At 63.5% G+C, this 24,417-nt stretch carries 21 protein-coding genes; 14 read left to right on the plus strand and 7 right to left on the minus strand.

The window, feature by feature from the left end; translation table 11 throughout:
* The first annotated feature begins 106 nt into the window (after nucleotides 1-106).
* The 8 genes from AC07OX_RS14070 to AC07OX_RS14105 all read left to right on the plus strand — a co-directional run bounded on the left by AC07OX_RS14070 (nucleotide 107) and on the right by AC07OX_RS14105 (nucleotide 9,563).
* Nucleotides 107-2,071 carry a glycosyltransferase family 4 protein gene (locus tag AC07OX_RS14070; RefSeq protein ID WP_495261830.1) on the plus strand — a complete coding sequence of 655 codons (1,965 nt, stop codon included), beginning with the start codon at nucleotides 107-109 and terminating at the stop codon, nucleotides 2,069-2,071.
* Nucleotides 2,064-2,831 carry a glycosyltransferase family 2 protein gene (locus tag AC07OX_RS14075; RefSeq protein WP_495261831.1) on the plus strand — a complete coding sequence of 256 codons (768 nt, stop codon included), beginning with the start codon at nucleotides 2,064-2,066 and terminating at the stop codon, nucleotides 2,829-2,831. Before AC07OX_RS14070 ends, AC07OX_RS14075 begins: the two co-directional genes overlap by 8 nt.
* A gap of 43 nt (nucleotides 2,832-2,874) precedes the next feature.
* Nucleotides 2,875-4,413, plus strand: a complete 1,539-nt coding sequence (locus AC07OX_RS14080; RefSeq protein ID WP_495261832.1) for a hypothetical protein — start codon at nucleotides 2,875-2,877, stop codon at nucleotides 4,411-4,413.
* A 74-nt stretch (nucleotides 4,414-4,487) separates the two neighbouring features.
* Nucleotides 4,488-5,459: a glycosyltransferase gene (locus AC07OX_RS14085; protein WP_487848609.1), complete on the plus strand. Its 972-nt coding sequence runs from the start codon at nucleotides 4,488-4,490 to the stop codon at nucleotides 5,457-5,459.
* On the plus strand, nucleotides 5,456-6,412 hold the full coding sequence (locus tag AC07OX_RS14090; RefSeq protein WP_495261833.1) for an NAD-dependent epimerase/dehydratase family protein: 957 nt from the start codon (nucleotides 5,456-5,458) through the stop codon (nucleotides 6,410-6,412). Before AC07OX_RS14085 ends, AC07OX_RS14090 begins: the two co-directional genes overlap by 4 nt.
* A 49-nt stretch (nucleotides 6,413-6,461) precedes the next feature.
* Nucleotides 6,462-6,860 (plus strand): GtrA family protein, encoded by a 399-nt coding sequence (locus AC07OX_RS14095; RefSeq protein ID WP_492686371.1) that lies wholly within the window; start codon nucleotides 6,462-6,464, stop codon nucleotides 6,858-6,860.
* A 148-nt stretch (nucleotides 6,861-7,008) separates the two neighbouring features.
* On the plus strand, nucleotides 7,009-8,391 hold the full coding sequence (locus AC07OX_RS14100) for a rhamnosyltransferase WsaF family glycosyltransferase (protein WP_492686370.1): 1,383 nt from the start codon (nucleotides 7,009-7,011) through the stop codon (nucleotides 8,389-8,391).
* Nucleotides 8,391-9,563: a glycosyltransferase gene (locus AC07OX_RS14105; RefSeq protein WP_495261834.1), complete on the plus strand. Its 1,173-nt coding sequence runs from the start codon at nucleotides 8,391-8,393 to the stop codon at nucleotides 9,561-9,563. The genes AC07OX_RS14100 and AC07OX_RS14105 overlap by 1 nt, the downstream gene beginning before the upstream one ends.
* 30 nt (nucleotides 9,564-9,593) lie before the next feature.
* Here the strand turns inward: AC07OX_RS14105 and AC07OX_RS14110 are convergent, their stop codons facing one another.
* Both AC07OX_RS14110 and AC07OX_RS14115 read right to left on the minus strand, forming a co-directional pair.
* On the minus strand, nucleotides 9,594-10,295 hold the full coding sequence (locus tag AC07OX_RS14110) for an ABC transporter ATP-binding protein (RefSeq protein ID WP_495261835.1): 702 nt from the start codon (nucleotides 10,293-10,295) through the stop codon (nucleotides 9,594-9,596).
* A gap of 3 nt (nucleotides 10,296-10,298) precedes the next feature.
* Nucleotides 10,299-11,102, minus strand: a complete 804-nt coding sequence (locus AC07OX_RS14115) for an ABC transporter permease (protein WP_159273764.1) — start codon at nucleotides 11,100-11,102, stop codon at nucleotides 10,299-10,301.
* A gap of 318 nt (nucleotides 11,103-11,420) precedes the next feature.
* On the opposite strand from AC07OX_RS14115, the gene AC07OX_RS14120 reads away from it, so the two are divergent.
* Both AC07OX_RS14120 and AC07OX_RS14125 read left to right on the plus strand, forming a co-directional pair.
* On the plus strand, nucleotides 11,421-12,425 hold the full coding sequence (locus tag AC07OX_RS14120; RefSeq protein WP_495261836.1) for a glycosyltransferase family 2 protein: 1,005 nt from the start codon (nucleotides 11,421-11,423) through the stop codon (nucleotides 12,423-12,425).
* Between the two features lie 10 nt (nucleotides 12,426-12,435).
* Nucleotides 12,436-13,500, plus strand: a complete 1,065-nt coding sequence (locus AC07OX_RS14125; protein WP_495261837.1) for a glycosyltransferase family 2 protein — start codon at nucleotides 12,436-12,438, stop codon at nucleotides 13,498-13,500.
* A gap of 40 nt (nucleotides 13,501-13,540) precedes the next feature.
* On the opposite strand, the gene AC07OX_RS14130 is transcribed toward AC07OX_RS14125, so the two are convergent.
* Nucleotides 13,541-15,559 (minus strand): acyltransferase family protein, encoded by a 2,019-nt coding sequence (locus AC07OX_RS14130; protein ID WP_495261838.1) that lies wholly within the window; start codon nucleotides 15,557-15,559, stop codon nucleotides 13,541-13,543.
* A gap of 84 nt (nucleotides 15,560-15,643) precedes the next feature.
* Nucleotides 15,644-16,402, minus strand: a complete 759-nt coding sequence (locus tag AC07OX_RS14135; RefSeq protein ID WP_495261839.1) for a glycosyltransferase family 2 protein — start codon at nucleotides 16,400-16,402, stop codon at nucleotides 15,644-15,646.
* 45 nt (nucleotides 16,403-16,447) lie between these two features.
* Here AC07OX_RS14135 and AC07OX_RS14140 point away from each other — a divergent pair, with 45 nt between their 5' ends.
* From AC07OX_RS14140 to AC07OX_RS14155, 4 genes are all read left to right on the plus strand, one after another.
* On the plus strand, nucleotides 16,448-17,539 hold the full coding sequence (locus tag AC07OX_RS14140) for a glycosyltransferase family 4 protein (protein ID WP_062471143.1): 1,092 nt from the start codon (nucleotides 16,448-16,450) through the stop codon (nucleotides 17,537-17,539).
* Nucleotides 17,540-17,603: 64 nt separating this feature from the next.
* Nucleotides 17,604-18,497, plus strand: a complete 894-nt coding sequence (argB, locus tag AC07OX_RS14145; RefSeq protein WP_062471140.1) for an acetylglutamate kinase — start codon at nucleotides 17,604-17,606, stop codon at nucleotides 18,495-18,497.
* Between the two features lie 88 nt (nucleotides 18,498-18,585).
* Complete coding sequence (gene slmA, locus AC07OX_RS14150; protein WP_099794951.1) at nucleotides 18,586-19,236, plus strand: nucleoid occlusion factor SlmA; 651 nt, start codon at nucleotides 18,586-18,588, stop codon at nucleotides 19,234-19,236.
* Between the two features lie 187 nt (nucleotides 19,237-19,423).
* Nucleotides 19,424-20,308 carry a DMT family transporter gene (locus AC07OX_RS14155; RefSeq protein WP_495261840.1) on the plus strand — a complete coding sequence of 295 codons (885 nt, stop codon included), beginning with the start codon at nucleotides 19,424-19,426 and terminating at the stop codon, nucleotides 20,306-20,308.
* Here the strand turns inward: AC07OX_RS14155 and AC07OX_RS14160 are convergent.
* The 3 genes from AC07OX_RS14160 to AC07OX_RS14170 form a co-directional block, all read right to left on the minus strand.
* Complete coding sequence (locus tag AC07OX_RS14160; RefSeq protein WP_495261841.1) at nucleotides 20,305-21,363, minus strand: malate/lactate/ureidoglycolate dehydrogenase; 1,059 nt, start codon at nucleotides 21,361-21,363, stop codon at nucleotides 20,305-20,307. The genes AC07OX_RS14155 and AC07OX_RS14160 overlap by 4 nt on opposite strands.
* Nucleotides 21,364-21,434: 71 nt before the next feature.
* Nucleotides 21,435-22,961, minus strand: a complete 1,527-nt coding sequence (locus tag AC07OX_RS14165) for a UxaA family hydrolase (RefSeq protein ID WP_495261842.1) — start codon at nucleotides 22,959-22,961, stop codon at nucleotides 21,435-21,437.
* A gap of 47 nt (nucleotides 22,962-23,008) precedes the next feature.
* The gene (locus tag AC07OX_RS14170; RefSeq protein WP_495261843.1) at nucleotides 23,009-24,403 is read right to left on the minus strand and encodes a TRAP transporter large permease; all 1,395 of its coding nucleotides are present in this window, start codon (nucleotides 24,401-24,403) and stop codon (nucleotides 23,009-23,011) included.
* Between the last annotated feature and the right edge of the window lie 14 nt (nucleotides 24,404-24,417).

Raw genomic sequence — 24,417 nt, forward strand, 5'->3', positions numbered from 1 at the left:
CTGATGGAGTGAGCCGAACGACTCCGGCCCCATGCGCATTCGATCGACGGACAAAGGCCTGCGCGTGTGAACGCGAGGAAGCGCATCAATTTTCATGAAACCCGGAATGAATTTCAAAAAGCTACTGAAGCGCAGCGCTCAGCTTGTGAACGAGTATCGCGATGCCGGTCTGCTCCGGCAGTCGGATCTGTTCGATAAAAATTGGTATCGGGAGCGCAATCCGGATGTTCCGGAAGGCGCTGAGATCCAGCATTTCCTTCGATTCGGCGGCAGGGAAGGGCGTGCACCGAGCGAAAAGTTCGATGCAGCAGGGTATTTGGAGGCCAACAAGGACGTGGCGTACCGGGGCCTCAATCCCTTGGTGCACTATCTCAAGTGGGGTAAAGAGGAGGGGCGGAAGATTGCAGTTGGCTCCCCGCCGATGCGCTCGCCCCCCCCCGAGAAGCGACGTTCGGCGCCAGCCATCGATCTCAGTCGCTATTCAAGAAATGGCACGTTGCTCGTCACAGAGCAGGAGATTCGCGATCTCGAATTGCTCCATGAAACCGACCTCTTCGATGCCGAGTGGTACCTCGAAAACTACCCGCATCTGAAGAATCAGGACCCTTACCTTCATTTCCTGCGGCATGGCGGTTTTGAAGGATTGAAGGCCAGCGAGAACTTCGATTGCGAGTGGTATTGCGACATTTATCCGGATGTCGTCTTGCACGGCGTGCACCCACTGCTTCACTACCTGAAGCACGGGATGAAGGAGGGGCGCTTCAAGGGCATGTCGCCCAAGATCGCATCGGTCGTCAAGCGGACCGTTGCAGACCTGATGGCGCTCGACCCCGAAATCGAATCGTGCCATCCGTTGCACGGCAAGCACTTGAGGCTGCGCCCGAATTTCAGCATCCCGACCGATGAACTCGGTGCAGCGTGGACTGAAATTTTTCATGACCTGCCTGCTGGAATCCGGCACGTCGTTTTCATGCCGTGGCTTGTCAAGGGCGGCGCGGATCTCGCCGGGGTCAACATCCTGCGCGCAGCCCAGGAGGCGGTTGGCGTTTCTGCGACGCTGCTCGTCTTGACTGATCATGACAAGGTAGATGCCTTCGACTGGCTGCCCTCGGGGTCGCAGGTGCTGGTTTTGTCCGATTACGACGCCGAACTCAATCAGCGGAATAGACAACGCATTGTCGAGGCGCTGATATTCGCGCTTCAGCCCGAGTCGATCACGAACGTAAACAGCTTGGCGTGCTGGGCCGCCCTGGTTGAAAAGGGCAAGGCTTTCCAGTCGATATGCAAGGTCTACACGACGCTGTTCTGCCGCGACTTCACGGAAGATGGCCGTGGGGCCGGGTATGCGGATACGCACCTTCGGGCTGCGATCCATAACGTCGACAAGATCTATTTCGATACCAACGTCTTCCTTGAAGAAGTGGTGGCGAGGTATGGATTTACACCGGCATTGACGCAGAAGCTCCAGTTTCTTCCTCAGCCTGCTTTGGACGATTTGCGAGAGATTGCAAAGAAATCCCAATCCGACGAGCAGCGACCGGCCATCTTCTGGGCGGGCCGGTTTTGCCACCAGAAAAATACGGAGTTGTTGGGACGGATCATCCAGTCTCTGCCGGAGGTCGCATTGGACGTCTACGGCGGCGGTGAGCCTCAGCGCGAAGCCGAACTGGCGGCGCTCGTACACACGCAGCCCAAGCTTCGTCTGCTGGGGATGTTCGCATCGTTCAGCAAGCTTCCCTTGGAGCGGTATGCCGCCTTCCTCTTCACATCGCGTTTCGAGGGCATGCCGACGGTCCTGATCAATGCCGCCGCAGCAGGCGTCCCCATCATCGCGAGCAATGTCGGAGGCGTCTCCGAACTGGTGACCAACGAAACCGGATGGCTGATCGATGCCCTGGACGACGAGCGCGCTTATTGCGCGGCCATCCAGGAAATTCTCGACAACCCGGAAGAGGTGGAGCGTCGCCTGCAGGCCATGAGGAAAAAGCTGGGCATCGAGCGCTCCTGGTCCGCATTCAAGGCAGGACTCCCTTTCTCATCCATGTCCTCCAGCGAGGCCGAGCATGTCTAAGTTTCACGTCACGGCGATCGTCAATGCGCACAAGGAAGGCTTGTGGCTCAAGCCGGCATTGGACAGTGTCTGGGCATGCTTCGAGGCGGCCCGGGAACGAGGTTTGACCACAGAGCTGCTCGTCGCGATGGACCGCGCGGACGCACTTTCTGTCGAGATCGCCAGCGACAGCGTCGCAAGATTTCCCCATGTGCGCGTGGTTCCCATGAACCATGGTGATGTCGGGCATGCCCGGAATGAGGCGGCATTGATGGCCGAGGGCGAGTATGTGGCGTTTCTCGACGGCGACGATCTTTGGGGCCCTGCCTGGCTTTCGGACGCCTATGCCATGGCGAGTGCGGACGAGCGGGAACTCGTGCTTCACCCGGAGGTGAATGTCTATTTCGGGCACGACCCTCATGTTTTTGTGCATATCGATGCCGAAAGCAAGAATTTCGACACGGCTGCACTTGCATTGGTGAACTACTGGACGTCACTTTGTTTTGTGCGCAGGGAATTTCTTGTGGAGAATCCCTATCCAGAAACAGATCTGGCAGCACAAATAGGCTACGAAGATTGGGCCTGGAATCTCAAGGTGATGTCTGCGGGTGCCGTGCACAAATGCGTTCCAGGAACCGGGCATGCCATCCGGATGAAGAGAATTTCTTTGGTTCGTCAAACAAGTTCGGCAGGTTGTATCGCGGCGCCCAGTGATATTTTCAGGAAAGTCCTGAAAAATCAGACAAGAAGACCTGATTCGAAGCTTCGCATCGCAGTTTAGTTCGCGCTTCCCGAGAAGCTTTTTAATTTGGCTTCAATGTGTGATGGAAAAAACAAAATTCAAAATTCTTGACGGGTGGGAGAGCACTCATGTCAAGTTGCTGTTGATCGTATTTGGTGCAGCGCTGATTGCAAAAGGCGGGGTTCTGGCGCGCGGTTTTGCCGTCGATGACTACGCGTTCGGGCAGGGGTTCACAAAGGGCGAGCTGAGCACATTTTTGACGCAGGGCCGGTTCCTGCTAGGAGGCATTGACAGTTTCATCGACTCCCTCGGTGTGAACATCAATGACTTGTACGTGTCGCTCGGCGTCTGCGCACTGCTTCTTCAGGCCGTGCTGGTCGTTTCCATCTTGCGATTCGTAGGTGTCGCGAATGCGCGAGGTGCGGCGTTGGTGGGCGCTGTCATGGTGACCCATCCATATCTGGCGGAAATACTTACCTTCCGTATGGTGTTGCCTGGATATTGCGTGGCGGCGGCGTTTTCCATCGTGTCGCTGGAGATGATTTCGAGAAAGCCGTTGAGGTGGCCGCACATCGCGATTGCACTGGCTGCCACGGCCGGCATGCTGTTCATCTACCAGGGGTTTCTGAACTATTTTTCTGCAGCCATCATTTTTGCCTATCTGTTTGGAGCGATTTCCTGGAAGCGGATCGGCTTTGAAGTAGCTGATGGGCAGGATCTCAAACGACGCGCAGTGGTGTTGATGTTCGTTTGTCTTGCTTCTGCGCTCATTTTCTTGACCATTCTCAGCGCATCGAAGAGCCTGGGATGGATCGAGCTGACAGGAAGAGCGAACTTCATTGAACGCGGGTTCATTGTGGAGAGAATGGGGCAGATCAAGGATCTCCTGCTTCGGATCTACTGGTTGGGTGAGCCGGTTTCCCCTCGGTGGCTGAAGGCTCTTGTTGCCGCGATGATTTCTATCGCCGTGATCTTGACCGCAAGGATTCTTTTCTCTCAAGAAAAAAAATCAAAAAAGCCGCTTGATATTCTTGGCATCGCGTTGGGTTTGCTCTTGCTGATTCCAGTGACTGTGGGTGTGATTGCTCCATTCAAGGATTGGCATCCGGTGCCGAGAGTACTTCCCCAGGTTGCGTTGATTGTTGGATTGCTTCTGCTTGTCGGTTATTCGGCGGTGCGAGGGTTTTTTGGGAAAATACCGGGAAGTATTTTCTCGAGTTTGTTGGTCCTTTTGCTGATAGTGTTTGTTTTTATAAGCAATCAGATATTCGCAGATCAACAAAGAATCAATTCTTGGGACAGGGCTGAAGCGAATCGGGTAATTGCCCGTCTTGAGCAACAGGAAGGGTTTTTGAAGATTGAATACATCTTCGTGAGCGATGGCGGTTGGCGCCATTCTTCCCGGTTGAGCACGATTCAAGGGGATATGAATATTTCAGCATTTTCTCCGGAATACTCAAGGGCGCCATTGCTGGTTGAAATGTCTGGGTATGCTTTTAAAAAATCCTCTGGCGATCAAAATCTGATTGGCGAGAGGTATTGCGAAAAATCCAAGCCATGGCCAAATAGAGAGTCAATTTCTATTGTTGAAAACTTGGCCATTGTTTGCCTGAGGAACTGAGTTTTATTTTGAAGGAAATTCTGGACTTGAGTTCTGTTTTAATGGCGAAAAATTAGACTGTTAGAATTATTAAAATGAACAGATTAGAACGAGTTTCCATTGTGATTCCGGTTTATTCGGGGGAAAAAACGCTGCCAATTCTCGTGGCCGAAATCGAGAAACTGACACATCCGCAAGTCACAGCGGGCGGAAACTCGTTCGTCGTCAGCGAAGTCGTGCTGGTCCACGATTGCGGCCCGGACCGGTCGGACCTCACCATGACCGCGCTCGCGGAGAGTCATGCTTTCGTTCAGCCGGTATGGCTGTCCCGGAACTATGGACAGCACGCCGCCACCATGGCCGGCATGGCCAGCGCCACGGGAGACTGGGTCGTGACCATGGACGAAGACGGCCAGCAGGACCCCACAAGCATCGGCGCGATGCTGGACCTGGCCCTGAGTGCTTCGCTCCAGCTGGTCTACGCACAACCCACGAATCCGCCGCCGCATGGCTGGTTGCGCAACCTGATGAGCCGGACGGCCAAGGGCATCAGCACGCGTCTTCTCGGCAACAAGACCATCGGCCGCTTCAACAGCTTCCGATTCATCGATGGTGAAATTGCCAGGACGTTGTCCGCCTATTGCGGCAATGGTGTCTATCTGGACGTCGGACTGTTCTGGATCACGGGCCGCGTAGGGCACTGCCCATTGCGTCTCAGGGAAGAACTGGGCCGCCCTTCGGGATATTCCTTCCTGTCGCTGGTCAGGCATTTCTGGAGCCTGGTGCTCACGACCGGCACCCGACCGCTGCGTCTCATCACCATCATGGGATTCTTCTCGATTCTGTTGGCGATGGGATTTGCGATCTACGCCATCTACGAAAAGTACACAGGGCAGGTCCCGGTCGAGGGGTGGACATCGCTCGCCGTCGTGGTGGCATTTTTCTCTGGCGTCATCCTGACGGCGCTTGGTGTGATCGCGGAGTACCTGGCGGTGACCATGGGCATTGCCATGGGCAAGCCGCTCTACGTGGTGAGCTCGAAGCCGACCCGGTCGAACCGCCCATGACCTTGACGTGGGTCCTCGGTAGCCGTGGTTTGCTGGGCTCCGCTTTTTGTCGTGCCCTGCAACTCGGCGGGTCTGAGGCATTCGTTCCTGCCGAGCATTTCAGCTGGGGGGACGAAGCGCGGCTCGCGTTGCAGATCGAGGCCGCAGTCGACGCTTTTTCGTCCCAGGCGCGTCAAGCATCCAGGTGGGAGATCTACTGGGCCGCCGGTGTCGGAACGATGGGCAGTGCCGAGGAATCACTTGAGCCTGAGGTGCGGGCGCTCGCGTTGCTTGTCCGACTGATCGAGTCGAACGACGTGCTGCTGGCGATGCCGGGTGCGCTGGTGCTTTCGAGCTCTGCCGGAGCCATCTACGCGTCGTCCAAGGACGAAGTCATCACCGAGAACTCCGTACCGGCGCCCAACAGCGCCTACGCGCGAGCGAAGCTGCGCCAGGAAGACCTGCTGCGCGATTTTGGGGCTGCACACCCGCAGATCTGCGTGTTGCTGGCCCGGATATCGACGCTCTACGGCGCGGGGCAGGCCATTGGCAAGGCGCAAGGGCTCTTGACGCACATGGCCCGCAGCATCGTGCGCAATCGCCCGGTCGGTATCTATGTTCCGATCGACACCATCCGCGACTACATCTCGGTGGACGATGCGGCATCCGAGATCATTGGCACCCTGCGTGAACCGGGTTTCTGGCCGGGCGTGCTGCTGAAGATCGTCGCATCGGGACGGCCGACAACGATCGCCGAGATCATTTCCATTTTCAAGAGAATTTCCAGAAAGCCGCCCAAGATCACGACGGGTGCCAGCAAGGTTTCCAGCCTCTATCAAAGAAAAATTCAATTCCGGTCTGTCGTTGGAAATGGAAGACGGTTGTCGCAGGTACGCAGCCTGGGAGTTGGAATACATCAGATCCTCAGTGCCGAGCGGGCCGCACATGCCAATCCGGAAAGACTCCTTCGATGACGGATTTTCAATTTTCGAGTGCTTTTCGGATTTGTAGGCGGGAATTGGTATGAAGAGGGGTGAAATTTTTTCCTTTCAGTTCGTTCGATTTCTCGTGGTTGGTGTTGTCAATACATTGGTTGGCCTGTCGATAATCTATTCCGCCAAGTATTTTCTCAAAGCCGGTGATGTCGCCGCCAATGCCATCGGCTACGGGGTTGGAATCTGCGTGAGCTTTATCTTGAACAGCCGATGGACATTTGCATACAGCGGCCTCATGGTCCCTGCGGCAGTGAAGTTTTTTTTAGCCACAGCGGTGGCATACGCAGCCAATCTGTTGACGGTCATGACGGCAATCGATGGGTTTGGTATAAATACCTATCTGGCTCAGGCGCTTGGCATGCCGGTCTATACGGTCGTGGCGTACCTGATAAGCAAGTACTTGGTGTTTCGTTTGAAAATAGAATAAACACCATGTCTTCATGGCGTGTGAAACGGAAAACTGAGTGTTTATTTGTAGAGGTTCGGTTTAGGTCGATAAACCTTGGCTACTCCGCCAAAAGGTAGGGTCGATTTGATTTTCTCTCTCGCGATGTTGCATATTCCGACGATCTCTCATGTCGGGGTTTGATAAAGAAAAACAGGAAACAAAAATGAGTATGCGAGGTCGACGCTTCGTGGAGTTCTGGAGAGAGCACGGAACCCGAGCGGCTGCAAGATTGATTCGCGAAAAATTGGGGGACGCCATCGCCGGGCGCGCCGTGTTCACGAAGGTGGAAGTCGCGCCGGCCATCGTCGAGCGCGGCGGGACGGTGCCGCAAATCTGCGGGCAGCGCTTTATTTCGCAGCAGCCCCTGCAAACCTATGTCATTCCGCAGCCTTCGCTGCCGCGTGTCAGCCTGGTGACGGACAGCATCGGCTCGGACAGCCTGTTCGGGGGCGTGGGTACGGCCTTGCTGTTTTCGGCCCAGTTGGCCAATCGCATGAACGCAACGTTGCGGGTCGTGACCCGGACCGAAGCCCCCATTCCCAGCAATGCCTGGCAGATCCTGAATGCGTACGGCATCGAACTCCAACACGAAATCCAGTTCGCTTTCGCACCGCTCTCGGACATGAATCCGGATGCAAGCCAACTGGGCGAAACGGTTTCGCCCGGCTTGGACATCCACCCGGACGAGACCTTCATCACGACCTCCTGGTGGACGACGGCCGCCGCGTTGCCGAGCGTTCCGCATGCATCGATCATCTATCTCCTCCAGGAGGACGAGCGCATGTTCTATCCGTTTGGCGAAGAGCGGGTGCATTGCGAACAGGTCTTGCGCACCGAAGACATCCGCTTCGTCGTCAATACGCAGTTGCTCTACGACCACCTGATTGCCTCCGGCCTCACGCACCTGAGCCGCACCGGGTGCTGGTTCGAGCCGGCGTTTCCGAAGTCGCTGTTCCATGTGCGTGATCGTGAGCCGGGAGGCAAGAAGCGCTTCTTCTTCTACGCCCGCCCCAACAATCCGCGCAATCTCTTCCATGTCGGCCTGACGCTCCTCGATCGTGCAGTCAATGAAGGCATTCTCGATCTCGAGCAGTGGGATGTGTTCCTCGTAGGCAAGGACATTCCGAACGTGTCGTTCGCCGACGGCAGCAGGCCGCAGCGATGCGAGGGGCTCGGTTGGAAAGCCTATGCCGATCTCGTGGGCACCATCGATCTGGGGCTCAGCCTGATGTACACGCCGCATCCAAGCTATCCGCCATTCGATCTCGCAGCCAGCGGTGCGGTGGTGGTGACGAACAGGTTCGCCAACAAGCAGGATCTTTCAAACTATTCGCCGAACATTCTTTGCGCGGACCTGGACACGGAGGCCTTGCTCGACGCTCTACGGGAAGGGGTCGCACTGGCAGGAGACGCGCAAACGCGCAGTCGCAACTACGCCGCGAACGGGTTGGGCACGGATTGGGCGCAGGCGTTCGAAGCTGTCCTTCGAGCGCTCACGGCGGCACGCTGATGTTTGCTCTGGACACACCCAGCGTTCCCTATGCGGACCCTTGGCTTCTGCCGGTTTCCGCACGCTTGGCCATGTTGCATAGGCGTTCGGTGCGTGTGGCGTACTTCTATGAGGAGCCCAACAACAGCACGTTCCGCTACCGGGCCTACAACATGGCCCAGGTGCTCAATGAACTCGATGCCGGCAGCCATGTTTCAGCCAGCTACTTCTTCTTGTCCGACAGTGCACGTTTCGACGAGATCGCCGATGCCGCGGATGTACTGGTCATCTGCCGCTCGCGCTATTGCCACCAGGTCAACGGCCTGATCACCAAGTTCCGCGCGCGCCGCAAGCGTGTGCTGTTCGACGTCGACGACCTGGTGTTCGACACGGACTATGCCCATCTGGTGGTTGCGACCCTGGGCCTCGATGTCACGCAGAAAGGGCTGTGGGACGACTGGTTCGCCATGATCTCCCGCATGGGGCAGACGTTGAGACTGTGTGACGGTGCCATCACGACCAATGACTTCCTGGCTCGGAAACTGGCGGACTATTCGGGTCTTCCCGTGTCCGTGGTGCCGAACTTCATGAACAAGGAGCAGCTAGGGCTTGCGGAGAAGGTCTTTGCCGAGAAGCAGCGCATGCGTTTCTCGGGTGACGGCAAGGTCACCCTGGGCTACTTCAGCGGTTCGCCTTCGCACCGCCTGGACTACGCCATCGTGGAGCCTGCGCTGGCGGAGGTGCTGGCGATGCGGCCGAATGTCGAGGTGATGGTGGTCGGCTACATCGACCACGGGCCCGCGATGCGCGCTTTCTCGAATCGCGTCAGTCGGCAGCCGTTCCATGACTACGTGAACCTGCAGCGGCTGCTCGGAACGGTCGAGTTCAATCTCATGCCGCTGCAATCGAACGCTTTCACCGACTGCAAGTCCGAACTGAAGTACTTCGAGGCGGCGAGCGTGGGCACCTTGAGCATCGCTTCGCCGAGCTTCACCTATCGCCGCGCCATTAGCCACGGCGAAAACGGCTATATCGCGAAAGCCCATGAGTGGGCCTCGGCGATCCTGCAGGCGGTGGACCGCAGTGCCGAGAGCTATGAGGCGATGGCGACCGAGGCCCGGCGCGATGCGCTGCAGAAGTTCGGCTGGCAGCACCAGACCGAAGCGATCCTCAACGCATTGCAGATCGCCTGACCGGCCGGGCGCTTCCCGGGGCGCGCTTCTTCAGCTTTCGACGATCCGACCGTGTTCCATGTGGATCACGCGATTGCACTCCTTGGCAATCAATTCAGGCGAGTGAGACGCCAGCACCAGGATGCCCGACTTGGACACCACGTCGCGCATCCGCTTCTCTGCCTTCTCGGTGAAGGCGGCGTCGCCCACCGACAGCCATTCGTCCATCAGCAGGATGTCGGCTTCGACGCTGGTCGAGATGGAGAACGCCAGCCGCATCATCATGCCGGTTGAGTAGGTGCGAACGGGCATGTTGACGTACTCGCCCAGGCCGCTGAACTCGCAGATGTCGGGCGTGAGCCGGTCGACCTCTTTCTTGCTCATGCCCATGACGAGGCCGCGCAGCATGATGTTCTCGATGCCGGTGGCGTCCATCTCGATGCCCAGTGCGGGGTCGATCAGGCTCGCCACGGAGCCCTGGCGCGTGAACTCGCCCGACGAGGGCTCGTAGACGCCCGCCAGCGTGCGCAGCAGCGTCGACTTGCCCGCGCCGTTGTGGCCGATCAGGCCCAGCCGGTCGCCGCTCTTGAGCTCGAGGTTGAGGCCGCTGAGCGCCTGTACCACGGTGACGCCGGTTTCCTTGCCGAAGCGCCCGCCGGTGACGGAGGCCGCCAGCGTCTTCTTGAGTGACACCGAGCCTGCCCCGTAGATGGGGAAGCTGATCGAAACGTTCTTGAGTGAAATGGATGCCATGGATCAGAGCCAGTAAACGACGCGGCGACGGTATTTGACGAACATCACGCTCGCGGCGGTCAGGCACAACACGGTCCACACGCCGATACCGATCCAGCTGTGGAGGTGGGCTTCGCCGCCCATCAGCGGAGTGCGCAACAGGTCGAGCATCTGCGCAAAGGGGTTCCACAGCACGTACTTGGCGCGGCCCGGGAGGTTCTCGGGAAGCCAGAAAACAGGGGTAAGGAACATCAGCATCTGCATGATGCTGGTGATGATCTGCGTCACGTCGCGATAGCGGGTGCAGATGAGGCCCAGCAGCAGGCCGAGCGCATGGGCGTTGACGACGAGGATCAGGAAGGCCGGAATGACCATGAGCGCCGACCACGACAGCGAGACGCCGGCCCAGATGGCGACAGGGATGTACAGCACGATCTGGTGGGCGAACTGGATCAGGTTGCGCCCCAAGGCCCGCCACACGAAGAGGCTGATGGGAAAGTAGCCCTGCTTCAGGTAGTTGGAGGCGCCGACGAAGGCGTTGCAGGCATCGGTGACTACGGCGGAGAAGAACCCCCAGAAGATCACGCCGAGTGCCAGGTGCGGGAAGAACTTGTCCAGGTGGGTGCCGAAGAGCGAGGCATACAGTGGCCCCATGCCGCCGATCATGACGCCCATGCTCAGTGTAAGCCACAGGGGGCCCAGCATGGAGCGGCGATAACGCAGCACCACGTCGAACCATGCCAGCGTCCACCAGATGTCGGTGCGGCGGGTGCCTTCCCACCAGTCGGCCAGGGCGCTTCGGTGGAGATTGGAATGAACTTGGCTCATGCGTGTGCGTCAGTGTCTTTGTCTGCCATGCGAATGCTGATGTGCAGGGTCAGGTTCCCACCGCCGCGTGAAACGGCGATGAGCAAAAGCGCTTCGTGGCCGAGGGGGTCAAGCGGGATTTCTTGGAGGGCTATGGCCGGATGGGCCGGGACGGTGCTCGTGCGAGCCCGCGCATTTTATTCAGAGTATCAACTGAGAGATAATTTTACCGGCTCCGGTTCCCGTGCAATTCGTAACCATGGAAGAGCCCACCGCTCCCCCGATCGGACGGGCTGCGGCTGCCATCGGCAGCATGCCCGACAGAAAAACGATCCACCCATGCGCAATCCCCGTCCTCTCGAAGTCTCCGTCGCCCTGTGCACCTACAACGGCGCCCGCTTCCTGCGCGAGCAGGTGCGCAGCATCTGCCTGCAGACCCGGCCGCCGATCGAGATCGTGCTGTCCGACGACGCCTCGCGCGACGGCTCGGTCGATGTCGTGCGCGCCACGGTGGCCGAATGCGCGGCGGAACGCCCCGGGCCGCCCATCGCCCTGCGGGTCTTCGAGAACCCCGTGGCCCTGCGGGTCGTCAAGAACTTCGAACAGGCCATCTCGGCCTGCAACGGCGACCTGATCGCGCTGAGCGACCAGGACGACGTGTGGGTGCCCGACCGGCTCGAGCGGATGGTGGCGCCCTTCGTGCAGGACGACAACCTCTGGCTGCTGCACACCGACGCGCGCCTCGTGGATTCCCAAGGCCGCGACCTGGGCAACACGCTGTTCCATGCGCTGGAGGTCACACCGTCGGAGCTCGAGCGGATCCACACGGGCCGGGCGTTCGATGTGTTCCTGCGTCGCAACCTCGTGACCGGCGCCACCACGGTTTTCCGTCGTGCGCTGCTCGCCGATGCGCTGCCGCTGCCCGTCGAGTGGGTGCACGACGAATGGCTGGCCATCATCGCGTCGACGACGTCGCGGGTCGACCTGCTGGAAGAGCCGCTCATCGAATACCGCCAGCACGAATCCAACCAGATCGGCGCCCGCCGCGACACCTACAAGGAAAAGGTGCGCAAGGCGCTCGCCTCGCGCGGCAACACGCACGTCGAGCGCGCGATCAAGGCCGAGTTGTTGCTGGAGCGTCTGCTCCAGCTCGGCGATCGCGTGCCCCCCGAGATCCTCGACAAGGTGCGCAGCAAGATCGTGCACCAGCGCTTCCGCGCCGCCTTGCCCGCCTCGCGCCTGGCCCGGTGCGTGCCGATCCTGCGCGAGGCCATGACCGGTCGCTACGACAAGTTCGGCCGCGGGGTGCGCGGCGTGGTCCGCGATCTTTTCGAATCCGTCTGACACAACAACAATGAACCCAACCAACGTCCCCACGAACCCTTCCCCGCCCGGCGAGCCGATGGCCTGGCCGAACGTCGTGGTCATCATTCCGTTCTACAACGGCGCCGATTTCATCGAGCGCTCGGTGAAGAGCGTGTTCGAGCAGTCGGTGCCCGCACACGAGGTGATCGTGGTCAACGACGGCTCGCGTCCGGAGGAGCGCGCCGCGCTCGACGGGCTGGCGGCCCGCTATCCGTTCCGCATCCTCGACAAGGAGAACGGCGGCCAGGGCTCGGCGCGCAATGCGGGTGTGGCGGCGTCGACCTCCGAGTACATCTGCTTCCTGGACCAGGACGACTTCTACCTGCCGAACCACATCGAGACGCTGGTGTCGTCGATCCCGTGGGACGACCGCCTGTTCGGCTACATCTACGCCGACCTGTACGAGGCGGACGGCGACGGCAACGTGATCCGTACCGGCGTCATCAAGGACCACGCGCAGCACCCGAAGCGCAGCATCTTCGACCTGCTGCGCTACGACATGTTCGTGCTGCCCTCGGCCGCGCTGGTGAGCCGCAAGGCCTTCGACGCGGTGGGCGGCTTCGATTCGCAGTTCATGGGCTACGAGGACGACGACCTGTTCCTGCGCATCTTCCGCAAGGGCTACAGCAATCACTTCGTGGACAAGGCCGTGACGGTCTGGTGCATCCACACGGCCAGCACCTCGTTCGGCATCCGCATGGTGCGCAGCCGCTTCAAGTACTTCAAGAAGCTGCTGCAGATGTTCCCCGACGAGCACCAGCGCGGCCGCTACTACCTGCGCGAATACCTGATGCCGCGCTTCCAGCTGTTCTTCGTGAACGAGGCGATCGAGGCCATCAAGAAGGACGACCAGTACCGCGGCGAGATGACGGCGGTGCTGGACGACTACGCGGCCATCGTCTTCGCGAACCCGTATGTGGGCCGCAAGAAGAAGCTGCGGTTGTGGATCACGCTGTTCCTGCTGCGTCGGAGCACGCCGGGCATGGTGCGCTTCATCGGCGCGCTGACGAAGCTGCCGGGCATCCGCAGCCTGCGCAAGGTCTACAAGTCCTGATGCGCGCCGCGGCGGCCCGCAGGCCGCCGCAGCCTGGTCCTCAGCGGGCCGGCGCCGACGTCATCGCCGGGTCCATGTAGGTGGCGTGCGTGCGCACGTATTCGGCGCGCAGGTGGCCTGCGTCCTTGTAGATCGGCGTGGCGTCGGCATCGGCGCGGGTGCACCAGTCTTTCTGGCACAGGGTCGGGATCGGGTCGATCACGATGGCGCCGCTGCGCTGCGCGATCTGCCGCATGCGCTCGTGCAGCGCCTTCTGCCGCGGGTCCCAGGGAGCGGTGGGCGACATCTTGCCCACTTGCATGTCGCCCAGTCGGCCACCCTTGATGAACTCCTCGGGGCCGAAGCCCTCGCCGACCGGGTTGTCCAGCAGCAGGTAGACCCGCTTGTGCTTGGCCAAGGTGGTCAGCACGGTCTCGAGCATGTTGAGCGAGAAGTCCACGCCACCGCCGCCCATGAAGCGCCGCTTGTCCTTGCCGTCGAAGAAGTAATAGCGGTCGGCCGCTGCGTTCTCGGCGTTGGGCTTGCCGGTCTCGGTGAAGTAGCAGTTCCAGCAGCCTCCGAAGACGACGGCGTCGAACCGGTCGCTCATGGCCAGCCGCATGCCGCCGTCGCGGCGTTCGCCGCAGAGGTTGTTCTGCTCGTCGACCACGTTGGGAATCGGCGGGCAGGCGCCCCACGTCACGAAAGAGAGCGAATCGAGGGTGCCCGGCGAGGTCTTGGAGAGCTCGACGGCGCGCGGCCCGTACTGCTCGACGTGGCTGTCCCCGAAGAACAGCACCCGTCGCTTGCCCTGCCCGATCTGCTGCAGCACCTCGCCGTCGACCTTGATCGGGCTCAGGCCATCCGGGTAGGCCCAGTCCTTGGCGGCGGCGGCGGTCTTGTTGAAGTACGGATCGCTGTGGCGGCCGACGTAGTAGCGCGTGGTCGCCAGCAGGCCGAGCACGACGAAGCCGATCATCACGGCCACCAGCCCCGCCGTCACCGTCGGGTTCTCGCTGCGGCGCGTGTAGCGCTCGACGAACCGGTAGGTCAGCCAGGCGAGCACGAACGACGCCACCAGCATCAGCGCGCGGATGCCGTCCGACGGCAGCTTGCCCTCGAGGATGCGTGCATAGGCCAGCAGCGGCCAGTGCCAGAGGTAGAGCGGGTAACTGATCAGGCCGATCCACACCATCGGCTTGGAGGCCAGCACATAGCGGTTGAGCACGCCACTCGGTCCGGCGGCGATGCAGAAGAAGGCGCCCACCGACGGCAGGATGGCCCAGAACCCGGGGAAGGCCTTGCCGCCGCGGATGTAGCACAGGCCCAGCACGATCAGCACGAGGCCGGCGATCGACTGCGCGTGGCGGCTCCAGCCTGGCTGCGGCGGCGGGCGGTGCAGCCGCGCATAGGCCAGCATGCCGCCGATCATCAGTTCCCAGAAGCGCGACAGCGGCGAATAGAACGCGGCCGTGCGGTGGCTGTGGATGGTCGTCACGTTGAGCAGGAACGACATCGCCGCCACCGTGCCGAGCACCGTGAGCATGCGCCACTTGCGCTTCCAGGCCAGGCCCAGCAGCACGGGCCAGAAGATGTAGAACTGCTCTTCGATGGCCAGCGACCACAGGTGCAGCAGCGGCTTGGTCTCGGCGGCGTTGTCGAAGTAGCCGGCCTCGCTCCAGAAGGCGAAGTTCGAGACGAAGCCCGCGCCCGCGGCCACGTGCTTGCCCAGTTGTTCCCATTCGTGCGGCAGCAGGGCGAACCAGCCGAAGGCCATGGTGGCCAGCAGCACCAGCGCCAGCGCCGGGAAGATGCGCTTCACGCGGCGCGCATAGAACTCGCGGTAGCTGAAGCCGTCGCCCTGGAAGCTGCCCAGGATGATGGTGGTGATCAGGAAGCCCGAGATGACGAAGAAGATGTCGACGCCGATGAAGCCGCCCTTGATCCACTGCGGAAACGCGTGGTAGCCGAGCACCGACAGCACCGCGACGGCGCGCAGCCCGTCGATGTCCGGGCGGTATTTCGGGTGAACCAGGTGGGCGTGTTCGGGGAGGGAGGGCGGGCTGCTCGTGGTCGTCATCGTCGGTGCTGAAAGCGGCGCTTGCGGGCTTTTCGTGCGGGCTTTTCGGCCCCGATTGTCCTCGCAAACGCCGCCGTGCCTTTTTCAGGCGGCGGCGCGCTGCAGCCGCCAGTAGCGCCAGAAAGCGCCCGACAGCCACACCTTGAGCAGGCTGGTCACGTGCCAGTACAGGTACTTCTTGCTGCGGTGGCTGGCGCGCTGGGCATCGTGGCGCGCGCGCAGGTCTTCGGTCACCTGGAGCTTCCAGCCGGCCAGCCGGGTGCGGGCGCAGATGTCGAAGTCTTCCCCGTACATGAAGAAGCGCTCGTCGAAGCCGCCGATGCGGCGGTAGGCCTCGCTGCGGAACAGCATGAACAGGCCGGGAATCCAGGCCGGCACGGCCGGTGGCTGGTAGCCGGGCTTCTTGCGGCCCAGGATCTCGAAGGGGGTCAGCAGCGCGCGGTGCGGCTCGGGCTCGGGCCGGCCCGACTCCAGGATGCGCGGCGTCATCAGGCCGGCGTCGGGCGCGGCCTGGGCGAGCATCGGGGCGAGCACGTCGGCGTCGAAGCGGATGTCGGGGTTGAGCACCAGAAACCAGGGCGTGTCGCAGTGCGCAAAGGCCTGGTTGTGGTTGGCGCCGAAGCCCAGGGGCGCCGCGTTCTCGATGCGCTCGATGGGAAAGCCCCACTGTCGTCCTGCGAGCAGGTCGGCCTCGGGAATGTTCAGCGTGAGCACGACCTTGGCGATCGCGTCCCGGCTGTGCCGGTCGAGCTGCTCGAGCAGCGGCAGCACCAGCGCGAGCTGGCCGTGGCTCACGATCGACAGGGTGACCGGGGCGTGGGGTGAAGAAGGGGGCGTGGGCATGGTCTAATTTCGCTCGGGAATTCTAGGGTTCCCCCAACCCCACACATGATTGCCCTGATCATCCTCAGTTTCTTCGTCTCCGCCATCGCGGTGCAGCTGTTCATGCGCCGCGCGCGCAGACACGCGCGCCGCTACGGCGCCGACATGCCCCAGCGTTTCCACAAGGGCCACGTGCCGCGCCTGGGCGGGGCCGGCATCATGCTCGGCATGAGCGCGGCCTGGTTGGGCGCCGGCCTGATCGAGCCGCTGAACATCGCCTGGCCGCTCAAGTCCTCGATGCTCACGCTGGTGTGCATCCTGCCCGCCGTGCTCGGCGGCATCGTCGAAGACGTGACGCAGCAGGTCAAGGTGCGCTACCGGCTGGGCCTGACCATCGGCTCGGCGCTGCTGGTGTGCTGGGTGCAGGGGCTGGGCGTGGCGCGCACCGGCTTCGAGACGCTCGACGGCTGGCTCGCGCTGCTGCCCTATGCCTCGCTGGTCTTCGCGGCCCTGGCGATCGGCGGCCTGCCGCATGCCTTCAACATCATCGACGGCTACAACGGGCTGGCCGGCACCGTGGCCGTGCTCGTGTGCCTGGCGATCTCGCACGTCGCGCTGCAGCTGGGCGACCGGCAGCTGGCCGCGATGGTGATCTGCCTGGTCGGCGCCACCTTCGGCTTCCTGGTCTGGAACTACCCGCGCGGCAAGATCTTCGCCGGCGACGGCGGCGCCTACGTCTGGGGCATGGTGATCGCCGTGGCCTGCGTGACGCTGGTGCAGCGCCACCGCGTGGTGTCGCCGTGGTTCCCGATGCTGCTCTTGATCTACCCGGTGTGGGAGACGCTGTTCTCCATCTACCGCAAGCTGGCCCGGGGCCAGTCGCCGGGCACGGCGGACGCGCTGCACTTCCACCAGCTGATCTTCCGGCGCATCGTGCGCGTGGCCTTCGCGGACGACGAGGCGCGCCAGCTGCTGGCGCGCAACAACCGCACCTCGCCCTACCTGTGGATGTTCGCCGCGCTGTCGGTGGTGCCCGCGGTGCTGTTCTGGAACAACACCTTCGTGCTGATGCTGTTCTGCCTTCTGTTCGTCACGACCTACGTCGGGGCGTACCTGATGATCGTGCGCTTCAAGGTCCCGCGCTGGCTGCGGCCCTGACCGCCGGCGCCGCCTTGTTGCGAGAATTCTTCCCATCGTCCACCGCTTTGGAGCCTGACCGCCCATGACCGACCCCGTCCTCAACATCCCTCCGCGCGACAAGGCCGAGATCCTGGCCCAGGCGCTGCCGTACATCCGCAAGTTCCACGGCAAGACCATCGTCATCAAGTACGGCGGCAACGCCATGACCGACCCCGCGCTGCAGGCCGACTTCGCCGAAGACGTGGTGCTGCTCAAGCTGGTCGGCATGAACCCGGTGGTGGTGCACGGCGGCGGCCCGCAGATCGAGGCCGCGCTGAACAAGCTGGGCAAGAAGGGCAGCTTCGTGCAGGGCATGCGCGTGACCGACGCCGAGACCATGGAAGTCGTCGAATGGGTGCTGGCCGGCGAGGTGCAGCAGGACATCGTGGGCCTGATCAACCAGGCCGGCGGCAAGGCCGTGGGCCTCACGGGGCGCGACGGCGGCCTCATTCGCGCGCAGAAGCTCAAGCTGGCCGACCGCACCGACCCGAACGTGCACCACGACGTGGGCCAGGTCGGCGACATCGTCTCCATCGACCCCAGCGTGGTCAAGGCGCTGCAGGACGACGCCTTCATTCCCGTCGTGAGCCCCATCGGCTTCGGCGAGGAGAACGAGAGCTACAACATCAACGCCGACGTCGTCGCCGGCAAGCTGGCCACCGTGCTCAAGGCCGAGAAGCTCATGCTGTTGACCAACACGCCCGGCGTGCTCGACAAGAACGGCAATCTGCTCACCAACCTGAGCGCGCGCGAAATCGACGACCTGTTCGCCGACGGCACCATCTCGGGCGGCATGCTGCCCAAGATCGAAGGCGCGCTCGACGCGGCCAAGAGCGGCGTGAACGCGGTGCACATCATCGACGGCCGCGTGCCGCACGCGATGCTGCTCGAGATCCTGACCGACCAGGCCTACGGCACGATGATCCGGGCGCGTTGAGCGCCCTCCGCGTGCCTTCCGTCGGCGGAAGGCGCGCGCTCACTGCGCTGTGCGAGAATCAATTGATTACATCTTTGCACGCGCTCCCATGCAGAACGAAGAGACAGCTGCCCCCGGCGTAGAGACCCCGGCCGACACGCCCGCCGCCGCACCGACGCGCAAGCGCCCCAAGCCGGGCGAGCGACGCGTGCAGATCCTGCAGGCGCTGGCCGCCATGCTGGAGCAGCCTGGTGCCGAGCGGGTCACCACCGCCGCGCTGGCCGCGCGGCTCGAGGTGAGCGAGGCGGCCCTGTACCGCCACTTCGCGAGCAAGGCCCAGATGTTCGAGGGCCTCATCGACTTCATCGAGCAGAGCGTCTTCACGCTGGTCAACCAGATCCTCGAGCGCGAAGGTGCCACCGGCAGCCAGCAGGCCGCCCGCATCCTCACGCTGCTCGTGCAGTTTGCCGAGCGCAACCCCGGCATGACGCGCGTCATGGTCGGCGATGCGCTGGTGTACGAGAACGAGCGCCTGCAGCAGCGCATGAACCAGTTCTTCGACAAGATCGAGGCCACGCTGCGCCAGGTGCTGCGCGGCGCGGCCGCCGCCGACGGCTCGGCCACGCCCAGCGTCGACGCCCAGGTGCGCGCCGCGGCGCTCACGGCCTTCGTGGTGGGGCAGCTGCAGCGCTTTGCGCGCTCGGGTTTCCGCCGCGCGCCTTCCGAACATCTGGAAGCCACGATCGCCCTGATCGTTTGACGGCAAGGCCGGCTGGTCCGGCGCAGCCATGCCGAACTCGACGCGCCCTCTCGCGGCGCGTACGATGAATTCCCTCCCTTGCCGCCACGCGGTGCCGCGGTGACAAGCCCGTTTCGCATGACCTCTGGATCGGAGGCTCGCATGAGTGCTTGTCCTTCCCGCAGCTGCTGGCCTTCCGGGGCGCGCCATGCCTGATGCCGCCGCTGCCCGCCCGGCCCTTTTCCTGCACGCCGTCGCGCTCACCGCCGTCGCCATGGTCGCGTTCGCGGCCAACTCGCTGCTGTGCAGGCTCGCGCTGCAGCATGGCGGCATCGACCCCGCCAGCTTCGGCAGCATCCGGCTCGCGTCCGGCGCGCTCACGCTGGCGCTCGTCGTGCGTTTCCGGGCGCAGCCGTCCGCCCTCGGGCACACCGATTGGCTTCCCGCCGTCATGCTGTTCGCCTATGTGGCGTTCTTCTCCTTCGCCTACCTGAGCCTGTCCGCGGGCACGGGCGCGCTGATCCTCTTCGGCGCGGTGCAGCTCACGATGCTGGGCGCGGGCCTGGGCGGCGGCGAGCGCTTCGGGGTGCTGGCGTGGTGCGGCTTTGTCCTTGCGGCGGCCGGCCTCGTCTACCTGGTGTCGCCGGGCGTTGCCGCGCCGCCGCTGCTGGGTGCCGTGCTGATGGCGGTGGCGGGCGTCGCGTGGGGCGTGTATTCGCTGCGCGGCCGGGGCGTGGCCGACCCGCTGGCTGCCACGGCGCGCAACTTCCTGCGCGCCGTGCCGCTGGCCCTGGCTTTGAGCCTGGTGTTCGCCACGCGCGCGCATGCCGATGCGCGTGGCGTTGCGCTGGCCGTGGCCTCCGGCGCACTGACCTCGGGGCTCGGGTACGTGGTCTGGTACGCGGCGCTGGGCCGGCTGTCGGCGCTGCGGGCGGCCACGGTGCAGCTGTCGGTGCCGCTGCTGGCGGCGTTCGGCGGCGTGCTGTTCCTGTCGGAAGCGATCACGCCGCGGCTGGCGCTCGCCTCGGTGGCGATCCTCGGCGGCATCGCGCTGGTGCTGAGCCAGAAGTCGCGCCAGGCGGCGCGGCGTTAGCTCACGGCCACGCCCACTTTCGCGCCGGCGGCGACGATCTCGCCCCAGGTCGCGTCATCGACCCACACCCCGTCGCGCCGGCGTGCCGCGCGTGCCTGGCGCTCCGGCTCGCCCGCGATCTGCACGGCCGCGAAGCCCTGGCCCGGCGGGCTTTGCCGCAGCCAGCCGATGAACTCGCGCGCCTCCTCGTCGAAGGCCTTCTGCGTGCCGAGCTTCACGGGGTCGATCAGCACCGTCAGCATGCCGTTGAGCACCGTGCGCGCCGTGTCCGCCGGCCGGTGCCAGGTGCCGCCGCCCGTGAGCGCACCGCCCAGCAGCTCGCACGCCACCGCCATGCCGTAGCCCTTGTGTTCGCCGAAGGTCATGAGCGCGCCGAACAGGCCGTTGCCCTGCGGCACCACGACCACGCCCGGGTCGTTGGTGGGCGCGCCGCGCTCGTCGATGAGGTAGCCGTCGGGCACCTGCTCGCCCTTGTTGTGGGCCACGCGCATCTTGCCCTGCGCCACGCGGCTGGTCGCGTAGTCGAGCACGAAGGGCTCGGCGCCCGCCAGCGGAATGCCGATGCAGCACGGGTTGGTGCCGAAGCGCCCGTCGCCGCCGCCCCAGGGCGCCACCACGGGCCGCGAGAGCACGTTGACGAAGTGCATCGCCACCAGCCCCTGCGCCGTCGCCATCTCCGCGAAATGGCCGATGCGCCCCAGGTGGTGCGCGTTGGCGAGCGTGAAGATGCAGCTGCCGTGCTGCTTGGCGCGCGCGATGCCGAGCTCCATGGCTTGCACGCCGACGATCTGCCCGTAGCCGTGCTGGCCGTCCAGGCCCATCAGCGTGCCGATGTCGAGATTGACCTTCACGGCCGCGTTGGGCACGAGCCCGCCTTCGGCCACCGCGTCGATGTAGCGCGGCAGCATGCCCACGCCGTGCGAGTCGTGGCCGCTGAGGTTGGCCAACACCAGGTTGGCCGCCACCTGTTGTGCTTCGGCGGCGCTGCTGCCCGCCGCTTCGAGGATGCGGGCGACGTTGGCTTGCAGGCCGTCGGCCGGCAGGGTTCTGGACATGGATCAGGCTCCTCTTGCGTTCAATGTGATGGCGTGGCCGACGGGGCGGGCGGGCAGGGGCTGCATTGGCCTCACATCACCGCGCCGACTTGCCACGGCACGAACTCGTTCTGCCCGTAGCCGTGCTGCTCGCTCTTGGAGTGCGCGCCCGAGGCCGTGGCCAGCACCAGCTCGAAGATGCGCTGGCCCATCTCCGCAATCGAGGCCGTGCCGTCGACGATCTCGCCGCAGTTGATGTCCATGTCTTCTTCCTGCCGCTGCCACAGCGCCGAGTTGGTCGCGAGCTTGAGCGAGGGCGAGGGCGCGCAGCCATACGCCGAGCCGCGCCCGGTCGTGAAGCAGATCAGGTTCGCGCCGCCCGCCACCTGGCCCGTGGCGCTCACCGGGTCGTAGCCCGGCGTGTCCATGTAGACGAAGCCGTGCGCAGTGACGGGCTCGGCGTACTCATACACGGCTTCGAGGTTGCTCGTGCCGCCCTTGGCGACCGCGCCCAGCGACTTCTCGAGGATGGTCGTGAGCCCGCCCGCCTTGTTGCCGGGCGAGGGGTTGTTGTTCATCTCGCCCTCGTTGATCTCTGTGTAGTGCTCCCACCACTTGATGCGGTCCACGAGCTTCTGGCCGACCTCGCGCTTCACTGCGCGGCGCGTCAGCAGGTGCTCGGCGCCGTAGACCTCGGGCGTTTCGCTCAGGATGGCCGTGCCGCCGTGCGCCACCAGCAGGTCGACCGCTGCGCCGAGCGCCGGGTTGGCGCTGATGCCCGAGTAGCCGTCGGAGCCGCCGCACTGCAGCCCGATGGTGATGTGCGCCGCGCTGCACGGCTCGCGCTTCACTGCGTTGGCGCGCGGCAGCATTTCATTGATGAGCGCCACGCCCTTCTCGACCGTCTTGCGCGTGCCGCCCGTGTCCTGGATGTTGAAGGTGCGGAAGTTCTCGCCCTCGGCCAGGTGGCCGGTGGCGAGCCAGGCGTTGATCTGGTTGGCTTCGCAGCCCAGTCCCACCACCAGCACGCCCGCGAAGTTCGGGTGCGTGGCGTAGCCCGTGAGCGTGCGCTCCAGGATCTGCATGCCCATGCCCTGCGTGTCCATGCCGCAGCCCGTGCCGTGCGTCAGCGCGACGATGCCATCGACGTTCGGGAACGCCGCGAGCGCCTGTGGGTTGGTCTTGCGCGAGAAGTGGTCGGCAATGGCACGCGCGGCCGTGGCCGAGCAGTTCACGCTGGTCAGCACGCCGATGTAGTTGCGCGTGGCCACGCGGCCGTCGGCGCGCTGGATGCCCATGAAGGTGGCCTCGCGTTTCGCGGGCGCGGGCTTCACGTCGGCGCCGAAGGCGTAGTCGCGTTCGAAGTCGCCCTTGTCGGGGCCCATGTCCAGGTTCTGCGTGTGCACGTGCTCGCCAGCGGCAATGGCCTTGCTCGCGAAGCCGATGATCTGGTTGTAGCGGCGCACCGGTTCGCCCTGCGCGATGGCGCGCATGGCGACCTTGTGCCCCGGCGGGATCAGGCCGCGCACGGCCACGTTCTCGACGAGCGTGCCGCCCAGCAGTTGCGAGCGCGCGATGACGACGTCGTCGGCGGGATGGAGTCGGATGTAGGGGGTCATCGTGGGTATCGTTCTCGGAGCCGGCGCGGGTGCGCCGGCGGTGGTCGTTACTGCATGATCTTCGGTAGCCACAACACGGTGGCGGGCCAGTAGGTGATGATGCCCAGGCTCAACAGCAACGGCACCAGCCAGGGCAGGATTGCCATCGTCGTGCGCTCGATGCTGAGGTTGGCGATGCGCGCCAGCACGAACAGCACCATGCCCATCGGCGGGTGCAGCACGCCGATCATGAGGTTGAGCACCATCACCACGCCGAAGTGCACCGGGTCGATGCCCAGCTGGTTCGAGATCGGCAAGAGGATCGGCACCAGGATCGTGATGGCCGCGGTGGTCTCCAGGAAGCAGCCCACGAACAGCATCAGCAGGTTCGCCAGCAGCAGGAACACCCAGGCTTCCTTGGTGAAGTTGAGCACCCAGCTCGCGATGTCGGCCGTGACGCCGGTGGCCGTCAGCATCCAGCCGAAGATCGAGGCGGCTGCCACGATGAAGAGCACCGTGGAGGTCGACTCCACCGTCTCCATGCACACCTTGACGAACATCTTCCACTGCAGCGTGCGGTACCAGAAGAAGCCCAGCACCATCGCCCACACGCAGGCGGCAATGGCGCCTTCGGTGGCGGTGAACAGGCCCGTCGCCATGCCGCCGATGAGCAGCACCGGCGTCATGATCGGCAGCACCGCCTCGAACTTGAAGACCTTGTCGGCCGCGAAAAGGATCACCAGCGCAATGGCCACCGCCGGTTGGGCCGGCGCGCCGAACTTGTCGACTGCGAACCACAGCAGCGTGGGCCACAGGCACACCACCAGCAGCTCGACCAGCGCCTTCATGAGCCGCGGCCACTGGAACTTCACGTCCGCGCCCCAGCCGTTCTTGTGCGCGTAGTAGGCCACCGTGAGCATCATGAGCAGCGTCATGATCAGCCCCGGCATGAGCCCCGCGATGAAGAGCGCACCCACCGACACGTTGGCCATCATCCCGTAGATCACGAAGGGCAGGCTCGGCGGAATGATCGGGCCCAGCGTGGCCGAGGCCGCGGTCACGCCGACCGCGAACTCGGTCGAGTAGCCGTGCTCCTTCATCGCCTTGATCTCGATCGTGCCCAGGCCCGCCGCGTCCGCGATCGCGGTGCCGCTCATGCCCGAGAAGATCACCGAGCCCAGGATGTTCACGTGCCCCAGGCCGCCCTTGAGCCAGCCCACCAATGCGAGCGCGAAGTTGTAGATGCGGTTGGTGATGCCGGCGTTGTTCATCAGGTTGCCGGCGAGGATGAAGAAGGGAACGGCGAGCAGCGGAAAGCTGTCGACGCCGCTCACCATGCGGTGAATGACGACGAAGCCCGGCAGGTTGCCGCTCCAGAGGATGTAGACCAGTGAGGCACCGGCCATGGCCACGGCGACCGGGATGCCGGCGCTCATGAAGAGCAGGAAGGCGATCTTCAGCATGTTGTTGTCGTGAT

The organism is Variovorax sp. GW821-FHT09D07 (assembly GCF_059416345.1).